The organism is Pseudomonas cremoris, from assembly GCF_014230465.1.
On the sequence record NZ_JAAXCY010000017.1, the window covers coordinates 56,892 to 82,282 of the forward strand.

A 25,391-nucleotide genomic window follows, 5' to 3' on the forward strand; every position below is an offset into this window, starting at 1 on the left:
GCCATACCCCGTTCGGGTAGGGTTCAAGGCAGCACGATGTAGTCGTTGTGCTGGATGATCGGATGGTGCGGGCCTTGCACCAAGTGAATGTAACGTCCATCGACCAGGTCGATGGGCAGGCAGTCGTCAACGTCCATCACGGCGTCGGTGTGGGCCTGGGACCATTGGCGCAGCATCTGTTGCTTGCCCTTGTTCTTGGCTTCTTGTTTGTTGCGGGCGACCACCAGCAAGTAATGGTGTGCCTCACCAAAGCTATTGGCCTCATAACCGCCAAGGTTGATGAAGTAAAGGTGGTGCGCGTGCGCCTCGGGGGCCAGATTGCTGAATTCGACCTTCCAACCATCGACACCGTCTACTGCCATCCACCCGTCGATATGCACACCTTTAGGGCTGCCAAACCAGCCATCGCGTAGTTGCGGGTAGGAGGCTTGCAACGTGTCCGCTGCGGCAAACACCACATCATGTACTTCGATTTTCGCCCGAGGGTGCTTGCCCCCGAGCATGACCACAAACAGCATTGCAGAAACTTCCTGGCGAATTGACAGGAAGTAACCATCCTTCGATTGAACCCTGCTGTCCAGTTAATGCCACACTCTTAAGTCTTGAACCCATCAGGAGGTTGTCATGCGTACCATTGATCTGGCGGGTGTTCCCGTCCCTGTCATCGGCCAGGGGACCTGGCGCATGGGCGAAAATCCCGATCATCACCGCGCCGAAGTTTCGGCCCTGCAATTGGGGATCGACGAGGGCATGACGTTGATCGATACCGCCGAAATGTACGGCGAGGGCGGCGCTGAAAGCGTGGTCGGCGAAGCCATCCGAGGGCGTCGCGACCAGGTATTCCTGGTGAGTAAGGTCTACCCGCACAATGCCAGCCGCAAGGGCGTGCCCCGCGCCTGTGAAGCGAGCCTGCAACGCCTGGGTACGGACTACATTGACCTGTACTTGCTGCATTGGCGCGGTCAATACCCGCTTGAAGAAACCGTCGAAGCGTTCGAGCGCTTGCGTGAAGCCGGCAAGATCGGCCGTTGGGGCGTGTCCAATTTTGACGTGGCCGACCTGCAGGAACTCGCATCGCCGGCCTGTGCGACCAACCAGGTGCTTTACAACATCGAAGAGCGCGGCATCGAATTCGATCTGCTGCCCTGGTGGCAACAGCATCATTTGCCATTGATGGCTTACTGCCCGATTGCCCAGGGCGGTGAATTACTCACCAGCACCACGTTAAAGCAGATCGCCCGTCGCCATGAAGCCACGCCCGCGCAGGTTGCACTGGCCTGGGTGCTTCGCCAGGAAGGCGTGATCGCCATCCCCAAGGCGGTCACACCGGAGCACGTGAGGCTCAATGCGGCAGCTGCCAAATTGGTGTTGGATGAACATGACCTGGACGCCATCGACCGGGTTTTCGGTGCGCCCCAGCGCAAGCATCTCTTATCGATGGTGTAGCCAACCGGTAAAGCGGCGCCGTCCATGGCGCCGCTCCTGCACTAGTCCAACTTAACCCGCCACCGGGCTGCGCCAGTCATCTGCCCCGGAAGTACCGGATACTTCGTGGGTCCATACGATCTTGCGATAACTGAAGTGCACATCTTCCAAATGCGTGAAGTGGGCGTTGTTCGGGTCTTGGCAGTTGGGCATGCGAGATTGGATATCCACGATCGTCGCCCCCTCTAGTTCAATGGTGAAGTAGTGTTCCTGGGTGCCGGCTGATGAAGTCCGGAACCACTCCAGCCGGCAACTGACTTCTTCGCCGCTGGTCAACGCGCTGAACAGCAGCGGTGAGGACTTATCGAACACCTTGCTGACCATCAGCGGTTTGTGAACCCTCTGGCCCGTGGGCTGGCCGGACTGCGGATCGCGCGGAATGATGACTTGGTGCGCGAACGCCTGGACCAGGATCTGATCCTCATGGCCCTCCTGGTAAATGTTGCCTACCGAATCCTGAGTAAACGTGCCTGCCGTAATCAAACCCTGTTTGATACCGGTGATAGAGAGATAGGCGGGTGTTGGCATGACTGGTTTCCTTGCCTGAATGAAAAGGTAGTTCCAGACGAAAAGTCTATCGGCTGGGCCAATGCCTATAACAAGAAGCGTGCCTGAAAACTGCAACCCAATAAAATCAAAGAGATGAAGTTGTGCGCGAGTGGGTTTATATGGTTGCGCGTGAAAAAAAGATGGTTTTGTGTGGATATTGCTGCGCATAAGTGCGCATTTAGTTGCTCGTGAAGAATACGCTGAAAGTGATTGGCCTGAGGGCTTAAATAAGTCGTTAAGTATGTTTTTAATGCGCAATATTTTGCGCTATCTCCTGAGTTTACGGGGCTTGTAGGAGAATTCTTAAGTATCGTCTCGATGCTTGCTGAATGTGTTTTGCATGGCTAAGGTTCGTGGGCTTCACGGTGAGTCCAGTGAAGTTTAGAGGGCGTTCTGATGCACGATTTAAGTGTGCTTAGTTAGCCTGTCCTGTCTTGAGCAGTCATGTGCGGTCCCGAATGGTTTATTCAGACAAGCTTTGCGCTTATTACCTTGAACTTGCACGGTTGCCTTGTTCGCAAACAAGTTTTGCTGGCGGTGATATGCGCTTTTCGAGTGAGTTTGAAGCCTTGGAAACAGAGGTGGGAAAAGCGCAATCGATTCACGACAGCGCCCAGCCCGATTGGCATTCCGTTCTTGAAAACAGTGAAAGCCTGTTGCGCCAGCACTCCAAGGATCTGCGTGTAGCCGTCTGGTTAGCCTGGACCTTGCAGCAGCGCGAATCCTTCCCTGGGTTACTGGCGGGTCTCGGTGTGTTGCGGCATCTCTGCGAGCATCACTGGTCGACGGTCTACCCCGAGAAGCTGCGTACGCGTGGCGCTGCGTTTGGCTGGCTGGTTTCACGCCTGGAGCCGGTGTTCGCGCAACACCTGTCGCTTCAGAACCAGCAACCCCTATTTCAATCGATACTTGAGCACTTGACGCGCCTCGATGAACTCTGGGCCGAGCACTTGGCGGGCGACGCGCCGCTATTGTTGCCTGTTCGTCGGCAACTGGCGCAACGATTGGAACATGCGGCTCAGGCCGATCCTGTCGTCGCGGGCTTAAGTGGCGTGATTGCCCAGGTCAGGCAAGTGACCCACCAGCGGTTGAAGCCTGAACCGCTGATCGACAACGAAAAAGATGCGCATAAATTACTGCGCACCCTGCAGGAGCAGGCGCGGCCTTTGTGCGTGTGGTGGTTGCGTCAGAACGCCGCCGACCTGCGGGCCTTGCGCCTGAACCGGACATTGACGTGGCTGGCAGTGGTCAGCTACCCGGAGGCCGATGCTGAGCGCACCACCGTGTTGCGCGGTCTAGCACCCGACAAGCTCAAGCGCTACCAGGAACGTTTCGCCCAAGGGCATCACGCCGACCTCATGCTTGAACTTGAGGCCAGCCTTGCGGGAGCGATGTTCTGGTTCGACGGGTTGCGTATGGTCTGGCAGTGCCTGGAAGCACTGCAAGCCGTGCCCGCCATGCTCGAATTGGAAGTGACCTTCGCCTTGCTGCTGCAGCGCTTGCCGCATCTCCCCGACTTTCGTTTTCACGACGGTACTCCGTTCGCCGATGACACCACCCGCGACTGGATTGCATTGCACGTCACCCGCCATCTGCAAACCCCCGAGCCTTGCACCAAGCCGGTTGATGCCAACGCCGCGCCATGGGAAAGCGAGGTCCATGGTTTTTACGTCAAGGCCATCCAACGACGGTATCCGTTCAATGCCCACGCCAGCAGTGACGTTGCGCTGGACGATTTCCAGGAATTCTTCAAAGGACGGGGCGTGATGGGGCGTTTTTATGAGGGCTACCTACGGCCTTTCGTCAGCGCCGAGGGCGGCCGTTATCGGTTGCGCGGCCTGGACGGTCGCAGCCTGCCGTTGTCGCGCTCGCTGCTCGACCAGTTGGGCAAGGCCCAGATGATTCGCCAGGGTTTTTTCAGTGAGGACCAGGGCGAGTGGGCTGTGCGTTTCACGTTGGCTCCCTACAGTCTCGATCAGGCGGTCAACCGAGCGGTCCTGCGGATTGGTGACCAGCAGCTCGAATACCGTCACGGGCCCATCGTACCCATGACCTTCCACTGGCCCAGCGAGGCGGGCAATGGCCGTAGCAGCCTGGTGTTGGAGCGCGGCGCCGCAAGGCCCATGGGTATCGAAAAAAACAGCGGGGCCTGGTCTTGGTTCCGGCTGTTGGAGCTGATGCAAAGTGAGCCAGCCAGTGGCAGTGAGGCTCAGATAATCAAAGCCGATCTCGCGGGCCTGCGTGCCAACTACCTGTTGGCGAGTCAACGTAACCCCAGCCCGTTCCAGATGGCCGCCTGGCGTACCTTCCGCCTGCCGAATCAATTGTGAGCCAACCTGTGTGGCGCAGTGCTGGCCGAACCGCGCGAGGCAAGCTGCGCGTGCGCAACGAGGACGCGTTCCTGGATTGCCCCCAGCGCAGTTGTTGGGCGGTCGCTGATGGTATGGGCGGCCACCGAGCAGGGGATGTGGCCAGCCAGTGGGTGGTCAGCAGCCTGGCTTCGTTGCCGGGGCACGGCAGCCTGGACCAGCGCATCGAGGGTGTGCGGCAATGCTTGCGCTCAGTCGATTGCCGACTGGGACAAGGTGGCCGGCCAGACATCATGGGCAGCACCGTGGTGGCGTTGTTGCTGGAAGGCAACCGCGCCGCCTGTATCTGGGCGGGGGACAGTCGCTGCTACCTGTGGCGTGGGCAGCGCCTGTACCAATTGTCACGGGACCATTCCTTACTGCAGCAACTCATGGATAAACAACAGTTGAGCCGGGAGCAGGCCTTGGCCCAGCCGGGCGCTCGCGCCCTGACACGTGCAATCGGCGCCCGACAGCCATTGAGCCTTGAGGTATTGGAGCTCGGTATCCACCCCGGCGATGTGTTTTTACTGTGCAGCGACGGCTTGTATCAGAACCTCAGCCATGGCGATCTGGGGCGCGCAATGAATGTGGGCACACCGCAACAAGTGGTGGCTCGCTTGTTCAGCAACGTGTTGCGCGGGCCGGCGACGGACGATCTTACTGCCGTTGTGGTGCGGCCATGAGCACGGCGACCGTTCCGCCAAAACTACTGGCGGGGCGCTATCAGCTTGAGCGGGTCCTGGGCACGGGCGGGATGGGGGTGGTCTATCGTGCCCGCGACCTGTTGCATGAGGTGCTGGGTGAGCCTGACTCCAGCGTGGCGCTCAAACTGTTGGGGGAGACGTTCGCGGAGTCTCCCGATGCCCACCTGTTGCTGTACAGCGAGTTCGCGTTGACCCGTAGCCTGCGCCACGCGCATGTGGTGCGCTTGTATTCTTTCGAAGTCGACACTGCGCACCAGCTCGCGTTCTTCACGATGGAACTGATGCACGGCATGACGCTGGACCATCTGCTTAAGGAGTGTCCGAATGGTCTGCCTTGGCCGGAGCTGCAACCCTTGGCTTTGCAACTGTTGGATGCACTTGACTACAGCCACCAGCAAGGCGTGCTGCATGGCGATGTAAAACCGGCCAACATCATGTTTGGCGAGCAGGGGTTGCGCCTGTTCGATTTTGGCCTGGGCCACTCCGAGGCGCAAAAAGCAGCTGGGTTGCCAGGATTGAGTCGCAACCGCTTGCACGCCTGGACACCCGCGTATGCCGCCCCGGAACTGATGGCGGGTGGTTGTCTGTCGACGAGTACCGATTTGTATGGCGCCGCCAGTGTGCTGTATGCGCTCGCCCAAGGTCGGCGGCTGGGTGAGGAACAACGCAATCAGCCGTTGCACAGGCCTCGGCAGTTACCCAGCGATTGTTGGCCGGCGTTACGTTTGGCGCTCGCCACAGACCCTGAACGCCGAACCGTTTGCGTCAGTGAACTGCATGAAGCGCTGGTACGCAGGCGCCGTCGTTGGTTTTTCTAGTGGGTGCATCAGCCTGGAAAATCATGCAGTTGGCAGTATTCGACCCAACTGAGGCCGGCCATCTGCGCCACTTCCTTGTGCACTTCGAGGCGCTGTGCTTCAAAGGCTTCGATGGAGTCGGCAGTCAGCTTGAGGGTCAACTCCCAGGCAAAGAGACCCTGGCGTTCAGCTTCTGCCTCGAATGCCTCATGCAATCGTTCGGCGCGGTACTCCGCCAGCGTTTCGCCCTTGGCCTGCGCGGCCAGCGGGTTGAGGGTGTTCAGCTGTGTGGCCACTTCTGGGTGTTGGTTCAAGAATCGATCCAGCGCGAGCTGGTGGTGTTCAGCGGGTTGGGACAAGGTTTTGCTCCAGGTAAGGCGGGCTCAGGCCCCGGCCTTGAGCCGCTGGCGAGCGGCATGGCGGCGGGCGCGTTTATACAAGCGGCGATTGATCCAATTGCGCATCGGGTTGAGCAAAAACAATAACAGATAGGCGATCAGCACCAGGGCCAGGTCAAACGAGCTACCGCTGGTGTCGCCGATTATCCGTTCGATCACGTCCCTGCTCATCAACAGCAGTGTTACCCCTGAAACCCATAGCAGCGCGTTCAGAAGCAACGGATGCATGTACGTGGACAGCTTGTCTTGCATAGTGAACCTATCTCCTTGGTATCCGCTGACGTCGCAGGCACCTTTCCTTGAGCGGGCAAATCTGAGACTGAGCGCACCCGGATTTGGCGCAGAAAAAACGCAGATACTACCCATTGAAGCAGGTTCGGCGATTGGCACAGGTCAGAGAATTCAATTATTCGGATAAATCAGCGGATTGCCTGTCATCCGTTGCAGAAAAAACACTCACGCAGATGGCAAAAAGCTTTCGCTCCGAGTAGCAGGGCGTGTAGCGTTAGCCCGGTAGTTGCGGCCCTGCCTTCAGGGGCCACGGGGCGTGTGGACAGAGGGACGGGTCATGGCGCAAACGCTGTTCAAACTTTTCTTCACCCAACGTCTGGCCGCACTGGCCAGTACCGAGTCGTTGCGTGCGATCCGCGAAGGGCTGTTGTGGATCCTGCCGTGCCTGTTGGTGTCGGCGGGCTTTTTGATCCTCTCCGGAAGCTTGGGTCAAGGCCGAGGCCGAGCGAGTAGCGCTGGAGCCGTTTGACCTGAGCCAGGGGCCATTGCTGCGCGTGCAACTGATCAAGCAGGCCGAGCAGGAAAACGTACTGCTACTGACCCTGCATCACATCGTTTCCGATGGCTGGTCCATGGGTGTGCTGATCGAAGAGTTCACCCAGCTGTACAGCGCCCTGGATGCCGGCCGGGTGGCCAATCTAAAGCCATTGCCGATCCAGTATTCCGATTACGCCCTGTGGCAGCGCCGCTGGCTGGAAGCGGGGGAGCAACAGCGCCAACTCGATTACTGGCGTGAAACCCTGGGGGATGAGCACCCGGTTCTGAACTTGCCGACTGACCATCCGCGCCCGGCACGACCAAGCCAGCGCGGCGCGCGTCATGAATGGGTGATCCCAGAGAGCTTGGCCGAAGGCCTTCGCCAGTGCGCGCGCCAGCAAGAAGTCACGTTGTTCATGTTGCTGCTGGGCGCTTTCGGCACTCTGTTGCATCGCTACACCGGCCAGGCCGATATTCGTATCGGTGTGCCGATTGCCAACCGCAACCGCGTTGAAATCGAAGGTTTGATCGGCTTTTTCGTCAACACCCAAGTGCTGCGCATCCCGTTCGATGCCCTGACGCCCGCCGACCAGCTGATGCAGCATGTGAAGGCGGCCGCGCTGGGTGCCCAGGCCCACCAGGATTTGCCGTTCGAGCGCTTGATCGAAGGTTTGAACCTGGCCCGGGACGCCAGCCATCATCCGTTGTTCCAAGTGATGTACAACCACCAACCGCAAGTTGCCGACCTGGAAACCCTGACGGTCAGCGCCGACTTGCAGTTAAGCCCGATTCAATGGGCCAGCCGCACGACGCGGTTTGACCTGACCCTCGATACGTTCGAGCGCGGTGGTCAATTGTGCGCAGCCTTCACCTATGCCAGCGACTTGTTCGACGCGCACACCATCGAGGGCCTGGCCGCTCACTGGCAAACGCTGTTGGCGGGCCTGGTTCGTGATCCTCATGCGCGTATCGGCGATCTGCCGCTGCGGGCCGCCGATACTGCACCGGAGCTGTTGAGCCCACGCGACCCGGCGCTGTGCATTCATCACCTGATCGAACGCCAGGCGGCCACTGTGCCTGATGCGGTCGCATTGGCATTTGCCGGGCAATCCTTGAGCTATCGGCAGTTGAACGAGCAGGCCAACCGCCTGGCGCACCGCTTGATCGCTGCCGGCGTAGGGCCGGACGTGCCCGTGGGGATTGCCGTCGAGCGCTCGCTGCAGATGGTGGTCGGCATGTTGGCCATTCTCAAGGCGGGCGGGGCGTATGTACCGCTGGACCCGGAGTTTCCCGCACAGCGCCTGGTGCATATGGCTGAGGACAGCGGCATTCGGTTGCTGGTGACCCAGCGTGCCGTGTGTGATCGCCTGCCCGCGCTGGACGGCGTGCAGTCGCTGCTGATCGACGCCGCTGAGGAGTTCCCAGCCAGCAACCCTGACGTAGCGCTCGATCCCGATCACCTGGCGTATGTCATCTACACCTCCGGTTCTACCGGCAAAGCCAAGGGTGTGGGGCTGAGCCATCGATCCTTGGTCAACTACGTCCAAGGCATCCTGCACACGTTACCGCTGGCCGAGGCGCGCAGCATGGCTGTGGTCTCGACGCTGTCCGCCGACCTGGGGCACACCACCTTGTTTGGTGCGTTGTGTTCCGGTTGTACCTTGCACGTACTGGGTCTGGACCTGACCCTGGATGCCGAGCGATTCGCAGCCTACATGGCCGATCAGCAGATTGACGTGCTGAAGATCGTGCCCTCGCATCTGGAGGCATTGCTCAGTGACAACCCGCGCGCCAGTGGGTTGCCACGCCAGTGCCTGATCATGGGCGGCGAGGCGGCATCACCGGCGTTACTGGCGCGGATCCGAGCGCTTGGCGAAGGCTGCCGGGTGATCAACCACTACGGCCCCACCGAAACCACGGTCGGCGTACTCACCACAGCAAACGAGGTGCCCGCACAGGCCATGGCCTCCCTCGGGCGTCCGCTGCCCAACACCTCGGCGTGGGTGCTCGAAGACGGGTTGCAACCGGCTATGGTTGGTGCGTCCGCCGAGCTGTACCTGGGCGGCGCAGGCCTTGCTCGCGGCTACCTGGGGCGTGCGGCAATGACCGCTGAGCGTTTTGTGCCGCACCCGTTCGGTGGGGCGGGTGAACGTCTGTATCGCACGGGAGACCTGGCGCGCCACGCGGTCGACGGCACCTTCATCTTCAAAGGGCGAGTCGACCACCAGATCAAGGTGCGCGGCTATCGCATCGAGTTGGGCGAAATCAACGCCTGTCTGCGTCAACACATGGGTGTGCGTGAGGCGGTCACGCTGGTAGGTGGCCCGACGAACAATCCACACATCACCGCCTACGTAGTGCTCAAGCCCGGCGTGAGCACGGATGAAGTGCGCCTGGCGCTGGGCGCCGAGTTGCCGGACTACATGGTGCCTGCCGTGTTTGTTTGCCTGGAGGCATTGCCGCTGACGCTTAATGGCAAGCTCGACTTGCAAGCCCTGGCCGCGTTGCAGCACGACCTGCCGCAAACGGTGTACCAGGCGCCGGTCACCGACCTGCAAAAACGCTTGGCTGAGGTGTGGGCGCACGTGTTGAAGGTGGACCAGGTCGGCCTGCACGATAACTTTTTCACGCTGGGCGGCCATTCCTTGCTGGCCACCCAGATCATCTCCCGCGCACGCCGTGTGTTGGGGACGGATGTGGCCCTGCGTACGGTGTTCGAAACCGCCAGTTTCGGTGAGTTCTGCGCGGCGGTGGCGTTGGGGGATCCGTCCAGCACGCGCCCGGCCCTGGCCCGTCTGAGCGGTCAACAACCGCGCCTGGCATCGTTTGCGCAACAACGCCAGTGGCTGTTCTGGACGCTGGAGCCCGAAAGCGTCGCCTACCACACACCGATCATCGTCAAGCTGAGCGGCACGCTGGATCGCCAGGCGCTGGAGCAGACCTTTGCTGCCCTGGCGGCTCGCCACGAAGCGTTTCGTACCCGCTTCGTCCTCGATGGCGATGTCTTGTGCCAACAGGTCGATGCCGAGTCCCGCGTCACCGTGCAATGGCAAGCCCTGTCGGGGGCGGTCGAACCGGCAGTGCTCGCCGAAACCCACGCGTTGTTCGACCTGGCTGAAGGCCCGTTGATGCGGGTCAAGGTGTTCCAGATCGAGCCACAACAGCACCTGCTGGTGGTGACCTTGCACCACATCATCTCCGACGGTGCGTCCATGGGCGTGCTGGGGCGTGAGTTTGCCGCGTTATATGCCGCATTCCAGGCGGGCGAGACGCTAGCGTTACCGGCCCTGACGGTGCAATACGCCGACTATGCGCAGTGGCAGCGTGATTGGTTGGCCGCAGGCGAAATGCAACGCCAACTGGACTACTGGCGAGCGCAGTTGGGCACTGAACACCCGCTGCTGGAACTGGCAACCGACCACCCACGCCGTGAGGGGCAGGGCTATCGCGAGGGACGCGTGGACTTCACCCTCGATACGGCACTCGCGTCTGGCATTCGCGGCCTGGCCCAGCGCAGCCAGTTGACGCTGTTCCAGTTGTTCGTTGCTTCGTTTGGCCTGTTGTTGCAACGCTATGCGGGCACCGACGACTTGCGCATCGGCGTGCCAGTCAGCAATCGCAATGCCCAGGAACTGGAAGGTGTGGTGGGCTTTTTCGTCAACACCCTGGTGCTGCGCCTGCAACTGGCCCCGCAGCAGTCGGTGCTGGACGTGCTGCAACAGAGCAAGGCCATTGCGCTGGGCGCCCAGGCCCATCAGGACTTGCCGTTCGACAAACTGGTGGAGGCGCTCAACCCGCAGCGCAGCGCGCAGCACAACCCGTTGTTCCAGGTGATGTACAACCACCTCAACACCGTGGGAGCTGCTGGCAGCGACAGCTTGCCTGGCCTGCAAGCCAAAGAAGTGGTGCTGGAAGGCGGCATGGCGCAGTTCGACCTGACCCTGGAAACCCTGGAGACCGACCAAGGCCTGCGGGCGTCGTTCATCTACGCGGCCGACCTGTTCGACGCCGCCACCTTGCACACCCTTGCCGGGCACTGGCGTCAGTTGCTGGCTGCGATGGTCGCCGACCCGCACCAGGCAATCGGCCAGATGACGCTGCAAACGGCCGCCGAACAGCGTGCCCTGATCAGCCATGGCCAGCGGCCTGCGGGCGATGACGTCAGCGTGATCAGCATGTTCGAACGCCAAGTGCGCCAGACGCCTGATGCAATCGCCGTGATTGCCGCCGAGCAGCACCTTAGCTATCGCCAGCTGGATGCGCGCGCCAACCGTGTGGCGCAACGTCTGCTCGACATGGGCGTCGCCCCCGAAACCCTGGTCGGCCTGGCATTGCCGCGCAGCGCTGAACTGGTGGTGGGCTTGCTGGCGATTTTCAAGGCCGGCGCGGCCTTTGTGCCGCTGGACCTGAAATACCCCGCCGAACGCCTGGCCTACATGATGAGCGACAGTCGCATCAGTGTCCTGCTGACCCAGGCCGATGCCGTGGAGCACCTGCCGGCGATCGCAGGTGTGCAGCGCTTGCTGCTGGACGGTGCAGAAGAACAGGCCAGCGCACCTCGGGTGCACGGCGTGCGTGGCGAGAGCTTGGCCTACGTGATCTACACCTCGGGTTCGACGGGCCAGCCAAAGGGTGTGGCGATCGAGCACGCCGCGCTGGCCATGCATTGCCGCGCGGCGGGCGAGCGATATGGGGTGACGCCTGAGGACTGCCATTTGCAGTTCGCGTCCATCAGCTTTGACGCGGCCGCCGAGCAGATCTTCATGCCACTGATCCACGGTGCTCGCCTGGTCATGGGGGAGGTGGGGCAGTGGTCGTTCGAGCAGTTGCTGGGCCAGATTCGTGATCATTCCATTAGCATCCTCGACCTGCCGCCGACCTATTTGAACGCGATGGCGCAACACGCCGACCCTGCGGAAAAAGGCGTCGATGTGCGCGTGTGCATCCTGGGGGGCGAAGCCTGGGGCGCGGGCCAATTGGCGGCATTGAGCGTGATTCGCCCTGCACAACTGTTTAACGCGTATGGCCCTACCGAAGCGGTGATCAGCCCGTTGATCTGGGCGTGCGAAGCGCAACGCCTTGCACAAGGCACCTATGCTGCTATCGGCGAACCGGTAGGCGCACGCTCGGCCTGTGTGCTGGATGCCAGCGGCAATCTATTGCCCAATGCCGGTGTCGGTGAGTTGCATATCGGTGGCGAAGGCCTTGCGCGTGGCTACCTGGGGCGACCGGGGCTGACTGCGCAACAGTTTGTGCCGGACCCTTTCAGCACGACCGGCGCTCGCCTGTATCGCACCGGCGATCGGGTTCGCCGCGACGCCGCAGGGCTGTTTGAGTACGTGGGGCGTGTCGACCATCAAGTCAAAATTCGCGGCTTGCGTATTGAGTTGGGTGAGATCGAGGCTCGCCTGCAGGCGCAAGCTGCCGTGCGCGAAGTTGTCGTGCGGACCTCGGCTGCGCAGCAACTGGTGGCTTACCTGGTGCTGGACAATGAGTCTGCATTGGACGCGATCAAGGCTGGGCTCGCCGACAGCCTGCCGGACTACATGCAACCTGCACACTGGGTGCTGTTGGACGCCTTGCCGTTGATGCCCAGCGGCAAGCTCGACCGCCAAGCGCTGCCGGAGCCGCAGTTGCAGCCGGCCGAAGCGCAGTATGTGGCGCCGCACACTGCCGTGGAGCAACAGCTCGCCGACATCTGGGCGCAGGTGCTCAAGCTTGAGCGGGTAGGGGCGCAAGACAACTTCTTCGAATTGGGTGGCGACTCGATCATCTCGATCCAAGTCGTGAGTCGGGCGCGGCAGGCGGGTATCCATTTCAAACCCAAGGACCTGTTCCTGCACCAGACCGTCCAGGGTGTTGCGCGCGTTGCCGTGCTAGGCGAAGGCGTGCAGCACATCGACCAAGGCGCGGTGCAGGGCGAGCAGCCGTTGCTGCCCGTACAGCAGGTATTTTTCGAGGAGGTCCGCAGCCAGCGTCACCACTGGAACCAATCGGTGATGCTGCGGTGCCGACAACCCCTTGAACCACAGCACCTGGAACACGCCCTGCAAGCGCTGATCGGCCATCACGACGCCTTGCGCCTGGGGTTTGTCGAGGGTGAAGGCTGGCGCGCACATTACCCGCAGCAGGCTGCCCAGGCGCACATTCTGTGGCATGCCGAAGGCTGCACGCAGGAAGGTTGGCAAGCGCTGTGCGACAAGGCCCAGCGCAGCCTCGACCTCGCCCACGGCCCGCTGGTACGCGCCGTGTTGGCGACCTTGGTGGACGGGCAGCAGAAGCTGTTCCTGGCGATTCATCACCTAGTGGTGGATGGCGTGTCGTGGCGCATTCTGTTCGAAGACCTGCAAACCGTTTACCGCCAACTGGCCGCCGGCCAACCGGTAAATTTGCCGCTCAAGACCACTGCGCTGCAAACCTTTGGCCAGCACTTGGCGCGCTACGCCAGCAGCCCGGTATTGCAGGCTGAGCGTGCTTTCTGGCAGGCACAACTGGACACCCAACCCCAGGAACTGCCCGGCGCGAACCTGGCCGGTGGGAAACTCAATCGCCAGGCAGTGACGGTGCACAGCCGCCTGGACAAAACCCTGACCCGACGCCTGTTGCAGGACGCACCGGCGGCTTATCGCACCCAGGTCAACGACCTGCTGCTGACGGCGCTGGCGCAGGTTATGTGCACCTGGACCGGCCACGCCAGCATGGTGGTGCAGTTGGAAGGGCATGGTCGCCAAGAGCTGTTCGACGGCATCGACCTGACTCGCACCGTCGGGTGGTTCACCAACCTGTTTCCAGTGCGCCTGACCCCGGCACCGGCGCTGGGTGATGCACTCAAGTCGATCAAGGAGCAACTGCGCGCCGTGCCCAACAAAGGCATCGGCTATGGCGTGCTGCGCTACCTGGGCGACGCCGACAGCCGCGCTGCGCTGCAAAGTGTGCCGGCGGCAGTCACCTTCAATTACCTGGGCCAGTTCGATGGCAGCTTTGACGAAGAGCAAGCGCTGTTCGTGCCCGCTGGCGAAAGCGCAGGCGGCGACCAGAACGATGAGGCGGCCCTGGGCAGTCTGCTGACCCTCAACGGCCAGGTCTACGACGGTGAGTTGAGCCTTGGCTGGACCTTCAGCGCCGAAGTCTTCGACCCGGCCGTCATTGCGCAACTGGCAGAGCAATACAGCCGCCAACTTGAAGCACTGGTCGAGCATTGCTGTGACGCCACTGTGGCCGGCTTGACGCCTTCGGATGTGCCGTTGGCCGGCTTGACCCAGCCGCAACTGGACGCCATCGGCTTGCCGCTGGCGGACCTGGATGACCTCTACCCGCTGTCGCCGATGCAGCAGGGCATGTTGTTCCACTCGCTGTATCAGAAAGACGGCGGCGACTACATCAACCAGATGCGCGTCGATGTGCACGGCCTGGATGTGGCGCGCTTCAAGGCGGCCTGGCAGGCGACCGTGCAGGCCCACGACATCCTGCGTTCCGGGTTTATCTGGCAGAACGAGCTGGCGCGCCCGCTGCAATGGGTGCACCGGCAACCGGCGCTGCCGTTTGCCGAACACGACTGGCGTGGGCATGCCGAGCTGAACACAGCGCTGGACGCGCTGGCCCTCAGTGAGCGCCAGCGCGGTTTCGAATTGGCCCAGGCGCCACTGCTGCGCTTGGTGCTGGTGCAAACCGGTGATGACAGCTGGCACTTTATCTACTCCAACCACCACATCCTGATGGACGGCTGGAGTTATTCGCGCTTGCTGGGTGAAGTGCTGCAACGCTACCACGGCCAGGTTGTGGCAACGCCTGCAGGGCGTTACCACGACTACATCGCTTGGCTGCTGGCGCAGGACGCGGGGGCCAGCGAGCAGTTCTGGCAACAACAGTTGCAGACCCTGGATGCGCCGAGCCGCCTGGCACCGGCGCTGGCCACCTTCGGCAGCCTCGACAGCAGTGCACGCCGCGCGGCGCATATGCGTGAACTGGATGCGCTGGCCAGTGAGCAGTTGGCGACCTTTGCCCGTGGGCAAAAGGTCACGGTCAATACGTTGGTGCAGGCTGCCTGGCTGTTGCTGTTGCAGCGCTACACCGGTCAATCTGCCGTGGCATTCGGTGCCACCCAGGCCGGGCGTCCGGCGCAGGTGCGAGGTGCCGAGGAGCAGATCGGCCTGTTTATCAACACGCTGCCGATCATTGCCGCTCCAACGTTGCAGATGACCGTCGGCGAGTGGCTGCAGCAGGTACAGCACATCAACCTGGCCGTGCGTGAGCACGAACACACGCCGCTGTTTGAAATCCAGCGCCTGGCGGGCCTGGGTGGCGAAGCCTTGTTCGACACCTTGCTGGTGTTTGAAAACTACCCCGTGGCCGAAGCCCTGCAACAAAGCGCTGCCACCGGGCTGACGTTTGGCCAGGTGATCAGCCATGAGCAAACCCACTATCCACTGGCGTTGGCGGTGGAGGCAGGGCACACGCTGATTCTCAACTTCGACTACGCCACTGCCCAGTTCAGCCCCCAGGCCATCGAGCGCTTGGCAGGGCATTTGCTCAACGTACTGGCGCAACTGGTGCAGAGCGCGCAGACCCGCTTGGCGACGATTTCGCTGCTGAGCCCGGCGCAGGAAGCGGCGTCAATCGCGGCCAGTTCGGCACCTGCCACACAGCCGGCGCTATGGGTACACCAACGCATTGCCCAGATCGCCCAGCAGGCACCGACGCACACGGCAGTGATCCAGGGCGAACACCGCCTGGATTTTGCCAGCCTTGACCGCCGGGCCAACAGATTGGCGCATGCGCTGATCGCCAGAGGCGTCGGCCCAGAGGTGCGCGTGGCGGTGGCCCTGCCGCGCAGCGAACACCTGTTGGTGGCCTTGCTCGCGGTGCTCAAGGCAGGTGGCGCCTATGTACCGCTGGACATTACCCACCCAGCCGAACGCCTGGCCTACCTGATGAACGATTGCGCGGCGGCGTTGCTGCTGACGGACTCGAGCCTGACCGCACAGATGAACCAGGCCACCTCGGCACGCGTCGTCGAAATCGACCGCCTGGACCTCGCGTCCTGGCCGTCGTCCGACCCTGCGGTCACCGTGCACGCGGACAACCTCGCCTACGTGATCTACACCTCCGGCTCCACCGGCCAACCCAAGGGCGTTGCGGTCACCCACGGCCCTCTGGCGATGCATTGCACCCGCATCGGCGAGCGCTATGGCATGACCCCGGCCGATTGCGAATTGCTGTTCATGTCATTTGCCTTCGACGGTGCCCATGAACGCTGGCTCACCACCTTGACCCACGGCGGCCGTGTGCTGCTGCGTGACGAGGTGCTGTGGACCCCGGAGCAGACCTTCGACGCGCTGCATCGCCATGGCGTGACTGTGGCGGCGTTCCCGCCGGTGTACCTGCAGCAGTTGGCAGAGCACGCGCAAAAGGTCGGCAACCCGCCGGCTGTGCGCATCTACTGCTTTGGCGGTGATGCGGTGCCCCAGGCCAGTTTCGAACTGGCACGTCGCGCGCTCAAGCCGCAATTCATCATCAATGGCTATGGCCCGACAGAAACGGTGGTGACGCCGCTGATCTGGAAGGCGGGCACGGCCGATCAATGCGAAGCGGCCTACGCGCCCATCGGTACCCGTATCGGCGAGCGCAGCCTGCAAGTGCGTGATTTGCAACTCAATCTGCTACCGGACGGCGTGTCCGGCGAGCTGTACCTGGGCGGATACGGCGTGGCGCGGGGTTATCTGAACCGCCCAGGCATGACCGCCGAACGTTTTGTGCCAGACCCTGCCAGCCGTAACGGTGGGCGGCTCTATCGCTCCGGCGACCTGGTGCGCCAACGTGAAAGCGGGGTGATCGACTGCCTGGGGCGCATCGATCATCAAGTGAAGATTCGCGGCTTTCGCATCGAACTGGGCGAAGTCGAGGCGCAACTCAAGCGTCAGGCCGGTGTGCGCGATGCATTGGTCATGGCCCAGGACGGCGACCACGGCAAGGTGCTGGTGGGGTATGTGGTGCCCGAGTCTGCGGATCAACTGGCCGCCGCCCTTGGCCGCGAGCTCAAGGCTGCGCTGGAAGTGACGTTGCCGGGCTACATGGTGCCGACCCAGTGGGTGCTGCTGGAACGTTTTCCGCTCAACCCCAACGGCAAGATCGACCGTAAGGCCCTGCCATTGCCCGACCTGGAACACGGGCGTTCGCGCTACGTGGCACCGGTCAGCGATTTGCAATGCACGCTGGCGGGCATCTGGCAGGAAGTGCTCAAGCGTGAGCAGGTCGGCCTGGACGATAACTTCTTCGAGCTCGGCGGCCACTCCTTGCTCGCGACCCAGGCCACGGCCCAAGCCCAGCTGGAACTGGGCGGCAGCCTGGCGCTGGAGCTGATGTTCAAAGCCTCAACCCTGGAGGCCTATGCCGAGCTGGTTGCCGGCAGCCTCAATACCCATTTGGATCAAGACCTGAGCGATATGCACGACTTCCTCGCTGAACTGGAGAGCAACTGACATGGCGGCATTGGACAACACCTCGCTGGTTCAGCGATTCATCAAGTTGCCAGCGGCCCAGCGTCGGCTGTTCCTGGAAAAACTCGGTAGCAAAGGCATCACCCTGGCGCAGTTGCCCATACCGGTCAGCCGGCATGACGAGGCCCGCGTGCCGTTGTCGTATGCCCAGCAGCGCCAGTGGTTTTTGTGGCAGTTGGAACCCGACAGCAGCGCCTACCATATTCCTGCCGCGCTGCATCTGCGGGGCGCCCTGGATATCGCAGCGCTGGAGCGTGCGCTGAGCGAACTGGTAGTGCGCCACGAAGCGCTGCGCACGGTGTTCGAAACCCTGGATGGCGAGGCATCGCAAGTGGTGCAGCCGGCCCAGCCGCTGGTGATCGAGCAGCATACGGTTGCCAATGGCGGCCCGGTGCAGATCAAGGCGTTCATCGATGCCACGCTACAGCAGCCGTTCGACCTGTTGAACGGCCCGTTGCTGCGGGTTCGGTTGTTGCACCTGGCACCTGAGGAGCAGGTGCTGGTCATTGCCCAACACCACATCGTGTCCGATGGTTGGTCGATGCAAATCATGGTGCGCGAACTGATCGAGCTGTATCAGGGCTACAGCCAAGGGCGCCCTGTGAGTCTGCCTGCATTGCCTATCCAATATGCCGACTATGCGATCTGGCAACGCTGCTGGATGGAAGCCGGCGAGCGCGAGCGGCAACTGGCGTACTGGACCGAGCAACTGGGCGGTGAGCAAACCCTGCTGCAATTACCGCATGACCGCCCGCGCCCGGCCATCAGCAGCCACCGTGGGCAGCGCTGCGACATCGCTATCGACGCGGCCTTGGCCGACGCCCTCAAGCACGCCAGCAGGCGCGAAGGGGTGACGCTGTTCATGCTGTTGCTCGCTTCATTCCAGGTGTTGCTGTACCGCTACAGCGGGCAGTCCGATATCCGTGTCGGCGTGCCTGTGGCCAGCCGCAACCGTGCCGAGTGCGAGCGGCTGATCGGCTTTTTCGTCAACACCCAGGTGCTCAAGACCGAGGTCAATGGCGCCCAAACCGTGAGTGAGCTGCTGCGACAGGTCAAGCACACGGCAATGCAGGCCCAGGCCTACCAGGACCTGCCCTACGAACAGTTGGTAGAAGCCTTGCAGCCCGAGCGCAGCCTGAGCCACAACCCGCTGTTCCAGGTGATGTTCAACCACCAGGTGCAAGGTCCGGCGCAAGCCGACCAAGGCGCGGGTACCGGTTTGCGGGTCGAAGCCCTGACCTGGGACAACCATGCCGCGCCATTCGACCTGAACCTGGACACCTTTGAAGATGACCAGCGCCTGTGGGCCTCGATGACCTACGCCGTGGACCTGTTCGACGCCGCCACCGTCGAAGCGATGGCGGCGCATTGGCGTAACCTGCTGGAGGCCTTCAGCACTTCCCCGCACGTGCGCATCGACGACCTGCCGCTACTGGGCCGTGATGAAGAACAGCGCATGCTCACACAGTGGAACCAGACCCAGGTCGCGCCTCCCGCCGAGGTGTTCGTTCACCAGTGGGTCGCTCGCCGAGATCCTAAGGCGCCGGCGCTGCACGTCGGCGAGCGAAGCCTGGATTGCGCCGAGTTGAACGCGCGCGCCAACCGCCTCGCAGCCCAGTTGATCGAGCAAGGCGTGGGCCCGGACGTGCTGGTGGGCGTGGCCTTCGAGCGCAGCGTGGAAATGGTCGTGGCCCTGTTGGCGGTGCACCGCGCGGGGGGCGCCTACGTGCCGCTGGACCCGGACTACCCCCGGCAGCGGCTGGCCTACATGATTGCCGACAGTGGCATCCGCTTGCTGCTCAGCCACACGCCGGTGGTACCGACGCTGCCCGAATTGACGGGTGTGCAGCTGCACCTGCTGGACGAGTCCGGCACGCCACCGGCGATGGATCCCGGTGTGCCAGCCGTGGCCCTGGACCCGGAGCACCTGGCGTATGTGATCTACACCTCCGGCTCCACCGGGCAACCCAAGGGCGTTGCGATTCGCCATCGCGCCTTGGGCAACCACATGCAATGGATGCGCGGGCAACTGCCGCTGACGGCCACCGATCGCGTGTTGCAGAAAACTGCGTTCAGCTTCGATGCGTCGGTATGGGAGTTCTGGTTGCCATTGATGGGCGATGCGCAATTGGTCATGGCCCCGCCGAGCCTGAGCCAGGACTGGGCCAGCCTCTGGCCGCTGGTGGCCGCACAGCAGATCAGCGTGCTGCAATTGGCACCCTCGTTGCTGCAAGGGGTTCTGCCGCAGGCGGACGCGGCCCAATTGCGTTCGCTCAACTACGTGTTGGCCGGCGGCGAGGCGCTCAAGGCCAGCCTGGTCACGCAGCTGGACGCGGTATGGCAAGGCACGCTGATCAACCTATACGGCCCCACCGAAGCCACCATCGACAGCTGCAGCTTCGTGGCCACGCCACAGGCGGCGCAGGACATCGTCGCGATTGGTCGGCCACTGGATAACGTGCGCACCTATGTGCTCAATGACGGCTTGGCGGTGTGCCCGGTGGGTGGTGCGGGTGAGCTGTACATTACCGGCGACTGCCTGGCGCGTGGTTACTTCAATCGCGCCGCGCTGACGGCCGAACGCTTTGTACCGAACCCGTTCGACAGCCAGGGCTCACGCCTGTATCGCAGCGGCGACAGCGTGCGCTACCGCGCCGATGGCGTGCTGGACTACATCGGTCGGCTCGATCACCAACTCAAATTGCGTGGCCTGCGTATCGAGTTGGGCGAAATCGAGGCGCGTCTCGGCGAGCTAGAGGCCGTTCGTGAGGCTGTGGTATTGGCCCAGGAGATGGCACAGGGCACGCAATTGGTGGCCTATGTGGTCGCCCATGGCACCGACACCAGCGGTTTGCCCGAGCGTATCAAGGCGCAGCTCGCCGAGGTGTTGCCGGCCTACATGGTGCCGAACCAGATCATGCTGCTGTCGGCGTTGCCGTTGATGCCCAATGGCAAACTGGATCGCAAAGCCTTGCCATTGCCCGATGCCGTGCACATAGGCGGCACTTTCAGCGCGCCCCAGGGCGAGATGGAGCAACGCATCGCGCAGATCTGGCAAGACGTGCTCAAGCGCGAGCAGGTCGGGCGTCAGGACAACTTCTTTGAGTTGGGCGGTGATTCGATCATCTCGATTCAGGTCGTGAGCCGGGCACGCCAGGCGGGCATCGACTTTACCCCCAAGGAGTTGTTCCAGCACCAGACCGTCCAAGGCCTGGCCAGTGTTGCGCGGCAGGGCGCGGCTGCGGCGCGGATTGACCAAGGGCCGGTCGGCGGTGAGTTGGCGTTGTTGCCGATCCAGCAGATGTTTTTCCAGTCTGCCGTCGCCAACCGTCATCACTGGAACCAGTCAGTACTGTTGCAGCCGCGCCAGCACTTGGAAGCCGCCGCGTTGGAGCGGGCGCTTGTTGCGTTGGTCAATCACCACGACGCGCTACGCTTGAGTTTTGCCGAGGGCGCACAAGGCTGGCATGCCCAGCACCGTGCCCCCCACGACGGCTCGACGTTGCTCTGGCACGCGTCGGTGAGTGACGACGCGGCATTGCTCGAGGCCTGTGAAAGGGCCCAGCGTAGCCTGGATATCGCACAGGGTCCGCTGGTGCGTGGTGTGCTGTTCGACAGGGCGGACGGCTCCCAGCGACTGCTGTTGGTGGTGCATCACCTGGTGGTGGACGGCGTGTCGTGGCGGATTCTGTTTGAAGACCTGCAAGCCGCTTATCGCCAGGGCAGCGCCGCGTTGCCGGCCAAGACCAGTTCGCTCAAGGCCTGGGCCGAACGCCTGGGCACGTATCACCTGAGTGCAGCGGGCGAGGCCGCAGCCACCTACTGGATGAACCTGCCAAGCCGTGATAGCGCAGATTTGCCGTGTGAACATCCCGAGGCCAGCCTGCTCAAGCAGCACGCTGCCAGCGTCAGCACCCGACTGGGTCGCGAGCACACCAGCCGCTTGTTGCAGCAGGCTCCCGCCACCTACCGCACGCAGGTCAATGACTTGCTGCTCACGGCCCTGGCGCGAGTAATTTGCCACTGGACCGGCGCGCCGCACGCATGGGTACAACTGGAGGGGCACGGTCGCGAGGAGCTGTTTACCGACATTGACCTGACCCGCACGGTCGGCTGGTTCACCAGCGCCTTCCCGGCGCGCTTGACACCTCACGCGGCACTGGGCACGTCGATCAAGTCGATCAAGGAACAACTGCGAGCCATCCCCAACAAAGGCTTGGACTTCGGCATCCTGCGCTACCTCGGCGCGCCTGAGCAGCAGGCGGCGCTGGCACGCTTGCCGGTGCCACGCATCACCTTCAACTACCTGGGGCAGTTCGACGGCAGTTTTGACGACGACGCTGCCTTGTTCGCCCCGGCCAGGGAAAGTGCCGGCGCCGAGCAGGGTGACGACGCCCCGCTGGGCAACTGGCTGAGTATCAATGGCCAGGTGTACGGCGGCGAATTGAGCCTGGAGTGGACGTTCAGCCGCGCAATGTTCGCCGCCGACACCGTGCAGCAACTGGCCGACGCGTTTACCGTACAACTGTTGGAGTTGATCGAGCATTGCAGCCAGCCGGAACACAGCAGCTTCACGCCGTCAGACTTTCCCCTGAGCGGCCTGGACCAGGCGCAACTCGACCAGTTGCCGCTGGAGCCGCGTCACGTCAGCGACCTGTACCCGCTGTCGCCGATGCAGCAGGGCATGTTGTTCCATGGCTTGCTCGAGGCCGACTCCGGCGCCTACATCAACCAGTTGCGGGTGGACATCGACGGCCTGGATGTCGACGCATTCCGCAACGCCTGGCAAGCCACGTTGCAGGCCCATGATGTACTGCGCAGCGGTTTCTACTGGCAAGGCGACCAAGGCACACCGGTGCAGGTGGTGTTCGATGAGGTGGTGCTGCCGTTCAGCGCCCACGACGAGCGCGGTGCCACCGATCAGGCGGACCGGCTCGCCCGGTTTGCCGAAGAGGAAAAGGCGGCCGGGTTTGCCCTCGACACTGCGCCGCTGCTGCGCCTGGCGTTGCTGCGCACAGCCGATAGCCGTTATCACTTGATCTACACCAGCCACCATATCCTGATGGATGGCTGGAGCAACGCGCAGTTGCTCGGGGAAGTCTTGCAGCGTTACGCGGGGACGTTCACGCCGGCCAACACCGGTCGTTATCGCGATTACATTGCCTGGCTGCAAGACCGCGACATGCACGCCAGCGAAGCCTTCTGGAAGCAGCAGACGGCTGCGTTGTCCGGGCCGACGTTGCTGGCAGCGGCGATCCCGCGTCACGCACAAGGCGAGGGCACCAACGGGCGCGGTGAGCACCGCAGAACGCTGGATCCGGCTGCCACTCAAGGGCTGAGCCATTTTGCCCGCCAGCAGAAAATTACCTTCAACACCTTGGTCCAGGCGGCCTGGGCATTGCTGCTGCAACGCTACACCGGCCAACAGGCCGTGGCGTTTGGCGCCACCGTGTCGGGGCGCCCAGCAGAGTTGCGCGGCATCGAAGGGCAGATCGGCCTGTTCATCAACACCTTGCCGGTCATCAGCCAGCCCCAGGCCAACCAGCCGGTGGGCGAGTGGTTGCAGGATTTGCAAGCGCTCAACCTGAGCCTGCGCGAACAGGAACATACGCCGCTGTATGAGATCCAGCGATGGGCCGGTCGCAGCGGCGAAGCGCTGTTCGATAACTTGCTGGTGTTCGAAAACTACCCGGTGTCCGAAGCCCTGGCGGCCGGTGCGCCTGCAGGCTTGCAGTTCGGCGAGGTGCTGGGCCACGAGCAGACCAGCTTCCCGCTGACCTTGCTGGTGGACGCGGGGGCGCAATTGACGCTGACCTTCAAGTACGCCGAAGCCGAGTTCGATGGGCGCGCCATCCAGGCCTTGGCCGAGCAGCTGCTGCGTTTGATTGGTGCTATCAGCAGCGGCTCCAGTGAGCGTTGCGTAGGCGAGTTGGAACTGCTGAGCCCGCAGGAATACCGCCAGCAATTGGAGCAGTGGAACGCCACACAAACCGTGTACCCATTGCAGTCCAGCGTGCAGCAACTGATCGAAGCGCAGGTGCTGCGCAGCCCCGACGCGGTGGCGCTGACGGCTGGCACGCAGCACCTGAGCTATCGCGAGCTGAACGGTCGTGCAAACAGACTGGCCCATCACTTGATCGGCTTGGGCGTGGGGCCGGATGTGCTGGTGGGCATTGCGCTGGAGCGTTCGGTAGAGATGGTGGTCGGCCTGCTGGCCGTGCTCAAGGCGGGCGGCGCGTATGTGCCGTTGGACCCGGATTACCCCGCCGAACGCCTGGCCTATATGCAAGCCGACAGCGGCATTCGCTGGCTGTTGAGCCATTCGGCGTTGACCGACGCGTTGCCGCAGGTGGCCGGCGTGCAACGGCTGTTGCTCGACCAGTTGTCGCTGGCAGGGAGTGCCGAGCATAACCCTGGCGTGGCGGTGGAGGGCGAACACCTGGCCTACGTGATCTATACCTCCGGTTCCACCGGCCAGCCCAAAGGGGCGGGCAACCGTCACAGCGCGCTGACCAACCGCTTGTGCTGGATGCAAGAGGCCTATGGCCTGACGGCGGCGGACAGCGTGCTGCAAAAGACCCCGTTCAGTTTCGACGTGTCGGTGTGGGAGTTTTTCTGGCCGTTGCTGACCGGTGCCCGCCTGGTCATGGCCGCGCCGGGTGTGCACCGCGACCCCACGCAGTTGATCGAGGTGATCACTCGCGAGCAGATCAGCACGTTGCACTTTGTGCCGTCGATGCTGCAGGTGTTCCTGCAGGACCCGAATGTACAGGCGTGCCGGTCATTGACCCGCATTGTCTGCAGTGGCGAAGCGTTGCCGGCGGAAGCGGCGCAGCAGGTCTTCAAGCACTTGCCGGGCGCCGGCTTGTACAACCTCTACGGCCCCACCGAAGCGGCGATCGATGTAACGCACTGGACCTGCCGCGACGACGACCGTCATAGCGTGCCCATCGGCCGCCCGATCGCCAACCTGCGCACTTATGTGCTGGACGCCAACCTGCAACTGTTGCCGGTGGGCGTGGTGGGTGAGTTGTACCTGGCGGGCGAAGGGCTGGCGCGGGGGTATCACCAGCGCCCAGCGTTGACCGCCGAACGCTTTGTTGTGGACCCGTTCGTGGCGGGCCAGCGCATGTACCGCACCGGCGACCTGGCGCGGTTTGGCCAGGCGGGTGAAATCGAATACGCCGGGCGTATCGACCATCAAGTCAAAATCCGCGGCTTGCGCATAGAACTCGGTGAAATCGAGGCGCGCCTGGTGGAGCATCCCCAGGTGCGCGAAGCCGTCGTGGTCGCGACGGGCACCGGTGCCCAGCAGATGCTGGTGGGTTACCTGGTGGGCGACGGTGCGTTGGTGCTCGAGGAGGTTCGGGCGGCGTTGCGCAGCCATTTGCCGGAGTTCATGGTGCCGGCGCATCTGGTGGTGTTGGCGCAGATGCCACTCAGTGCCAACGGCAAACTCGACCGCAAGCTGTTGCCAGCGCCGGATCTCGCCTTGTCGCGCGGCGCTTTCCAGGCGCCTCGGGATGAACATGAGCAGGCGGTTGCCGATGTATGGCAAACGGTGCTGGGTGTCACACAGGTCGGCTTGGCCGATAACTTCTTCCAGTTGGGTGGTCACTCGTTGATGGCGACTCAAGTGGTGATGCGCCTGCGCCAGCAGCAAGGCGTGGAAGTGCCGCTCAAGTTGCTGTTCGAGACCCCGCACCTGGAAGCCTTTTGCGAACAAGTACGCGCCCTGCAATCGGGGCACCAAAGCCTGGAGGATGAGCTGACTAAATCGTTGGGGGCTCTCAAACGTCTATCTGCTGAAGAGCTTGAGAAACTGATTTCCTGACGAGGTAGC

Annotated in this window: 10 protein-coding genes and 1 pseudogene; 7 read left to right on the forward strand and 4 right to left on the reverse strand. The window is 62.6% G+C overall.

The genetic code is table 11. From position 1 onward, the window contains the following. Positions 1 to 23: 23 nt before the first annotated feature. Positions 24 to 518, reverse strand: coding sequence for a DUF1543 domain-containing protein (locus HF257_RS30865; RefSeq protein ID WP_185705485.1), 495 nt, complete (start codon positions 516 to 518; stop codon positions 24 to 26). 106 nt (positions 519 to 624) lie between these two features. On the opposite strand from HF257_RS30865, the gene HF257_RS30870 reads away from it, so the two are divergent. Then, the gene (locus HF257_RS30870; RefSeq protein WP_185705486.1) at positions 625 to 1,446 is read left to right on the forward strand and encodes an aldo/keto reductase; all 822 of its coding nucleotides are present in this window, start codon (positions 625 to 627) and stop codon (positions 1,444 to 1,446) included. A gap of 51 nt (positions 1,447 to 1,497) precedes the next feature. Here the strand turns inward: HF257_RS30870 and HF257_RS30875 are convergent, their stop codons facing one another. Next, on the reverse strand, positions 1,498 to 2,013 hold the full coding sequence (locus tag HF257_RS30875; RefSeq protein ID WP_185705488.1) for an Hcp family type VI secretion system effector: 516 nt from the start codon (positions 2,011 to 2,013) through the stop codon (positions 1,498 to 1,500). Between the two features lie 479 nt (positions 2,014 to 2,492). On the opposite strand from HF257_RS30875, the gene tssA reads away from it, so the two are divergent. Genes tssA through HF257_RS30890 form a run of 3 tightly spaced genes read left to right on the forward strand, consistent with a single transcriptional unit; the run spans position 2,493 to position 5,907 of the window. Beyond that, on the forward strand, positions 2,493 to 4,364 hold the full coding sequence (gene tssA / locus HF257_RS30880; RefSeq protein WP_185705490.1) for a type VI secretion system protein TssA: 1,872 nt from the start codon (positions 2,493 to 2,495) through the stop codon (positions 4,362 to 4,364). Further along, a complete protein-coding gene (locus tag HF257_RS30885) occupies positions 4,358 to 5,068 on the forward strand; it encodes a PP2C family protein-serine/threonine phosphatase (RefSeq protein ID WP_332872215.1) in 711 nt (236 codons plus the stop codon). The genes tssA and HF257_RS30885 overlap by 7 nt, the downstream gene beginning before the upstream one ends. Next, a complete protein-coding gene (locus HF257_RS30890; RefSeq protein ID WP_185705494.1) occupies positions 5,065 to 5,907 on the forward strand; it encodes a serine/threonine-protein kinase in 843 nt (280 codons plus the stop codon). Before HF257_RS30885 ends, HF257_RS30890 begins: the two co-directional genes overlap by 4 nt. Positions 5,908 to 5,915: 8 nt before the next feature. Here HF257_RS30890 and HF257_RS30895 read toward each other — a convergent pair whose 3' ends face one another. Both HF257_RS30895 and HF257_RS30900 read right to left on the reverse strand, forming a co-directional pair. Next, entirely contained in the window at positions 5,916 to 6,245 is a 330-nt protein-coding gene (locus HF257_RS30895; protein WP_185705496.1) for a DUF6388 family protein, read from the reverse strand. 24 nt (positions 6,246 to 6,269) lie between these two features. Beyond that, positions 6,270 to 6,536 carry a hypothetical protein gene (locus HF257_RS30900; protein ID WP_185705498.1) on the reverse strand — a complete coding sequence of 89 codons (267 nt, stop codon included), beginning with the start codon at positions 6,534 to 6,536 and terminating at the stop codon, positions 6,270 to 6,272. 316 nt (positions 6,537 to 6,852) lie between these two features. Here HF257_RS30900 and HF257_RS30905 point away from each other — a divergent pair, with 316 nt between their 5' ends. The 3 genes and pseudogenes from HF257_RS30905 (at position 6,853) to HF257_RS30915 (ending at position 25,382) form a co-directional block, all read left to right on the forward strand. Beyond that, the gene (locus HF257_RS30905) at positions 6,853 to 7,044 is read left to right on the forward strand and encodes a hypothetical protein (RefSeq protein WP_185712146.1); all 192 of its coding nucleotides are present in this window, start codon (positions 6,853 to 6,855) and stop codon (positions 7,042 to 7,044) included. After that, a pseudogene (locus HF257_RS30910) lies at positions 7,037 to 17,530 on the forward strand (amino acid adenylation domain-containing protein); the annotation flags it as partial. The gene HF257_RS30905 and the pseudogene HF257_RS30910, both read left to right, overlap by 8 nt. 1 nt (position 17,531) lies before the next feature. Next, the gene (locus tag HF257_RS30915; protein WP_185710293.1) at positions 17,532 to 25,382 is read left to right on the forward strand and encodes a non-ribosomal peptide synthetase; all 7,851 of its coding nucleotides are present in this window, start codon (positions 17,532 to 17,534) and stop codon (positions 25,380 to 25,382) included. Positions 25,383 to 25,391 lie beyond the last annotated feature (9 nt).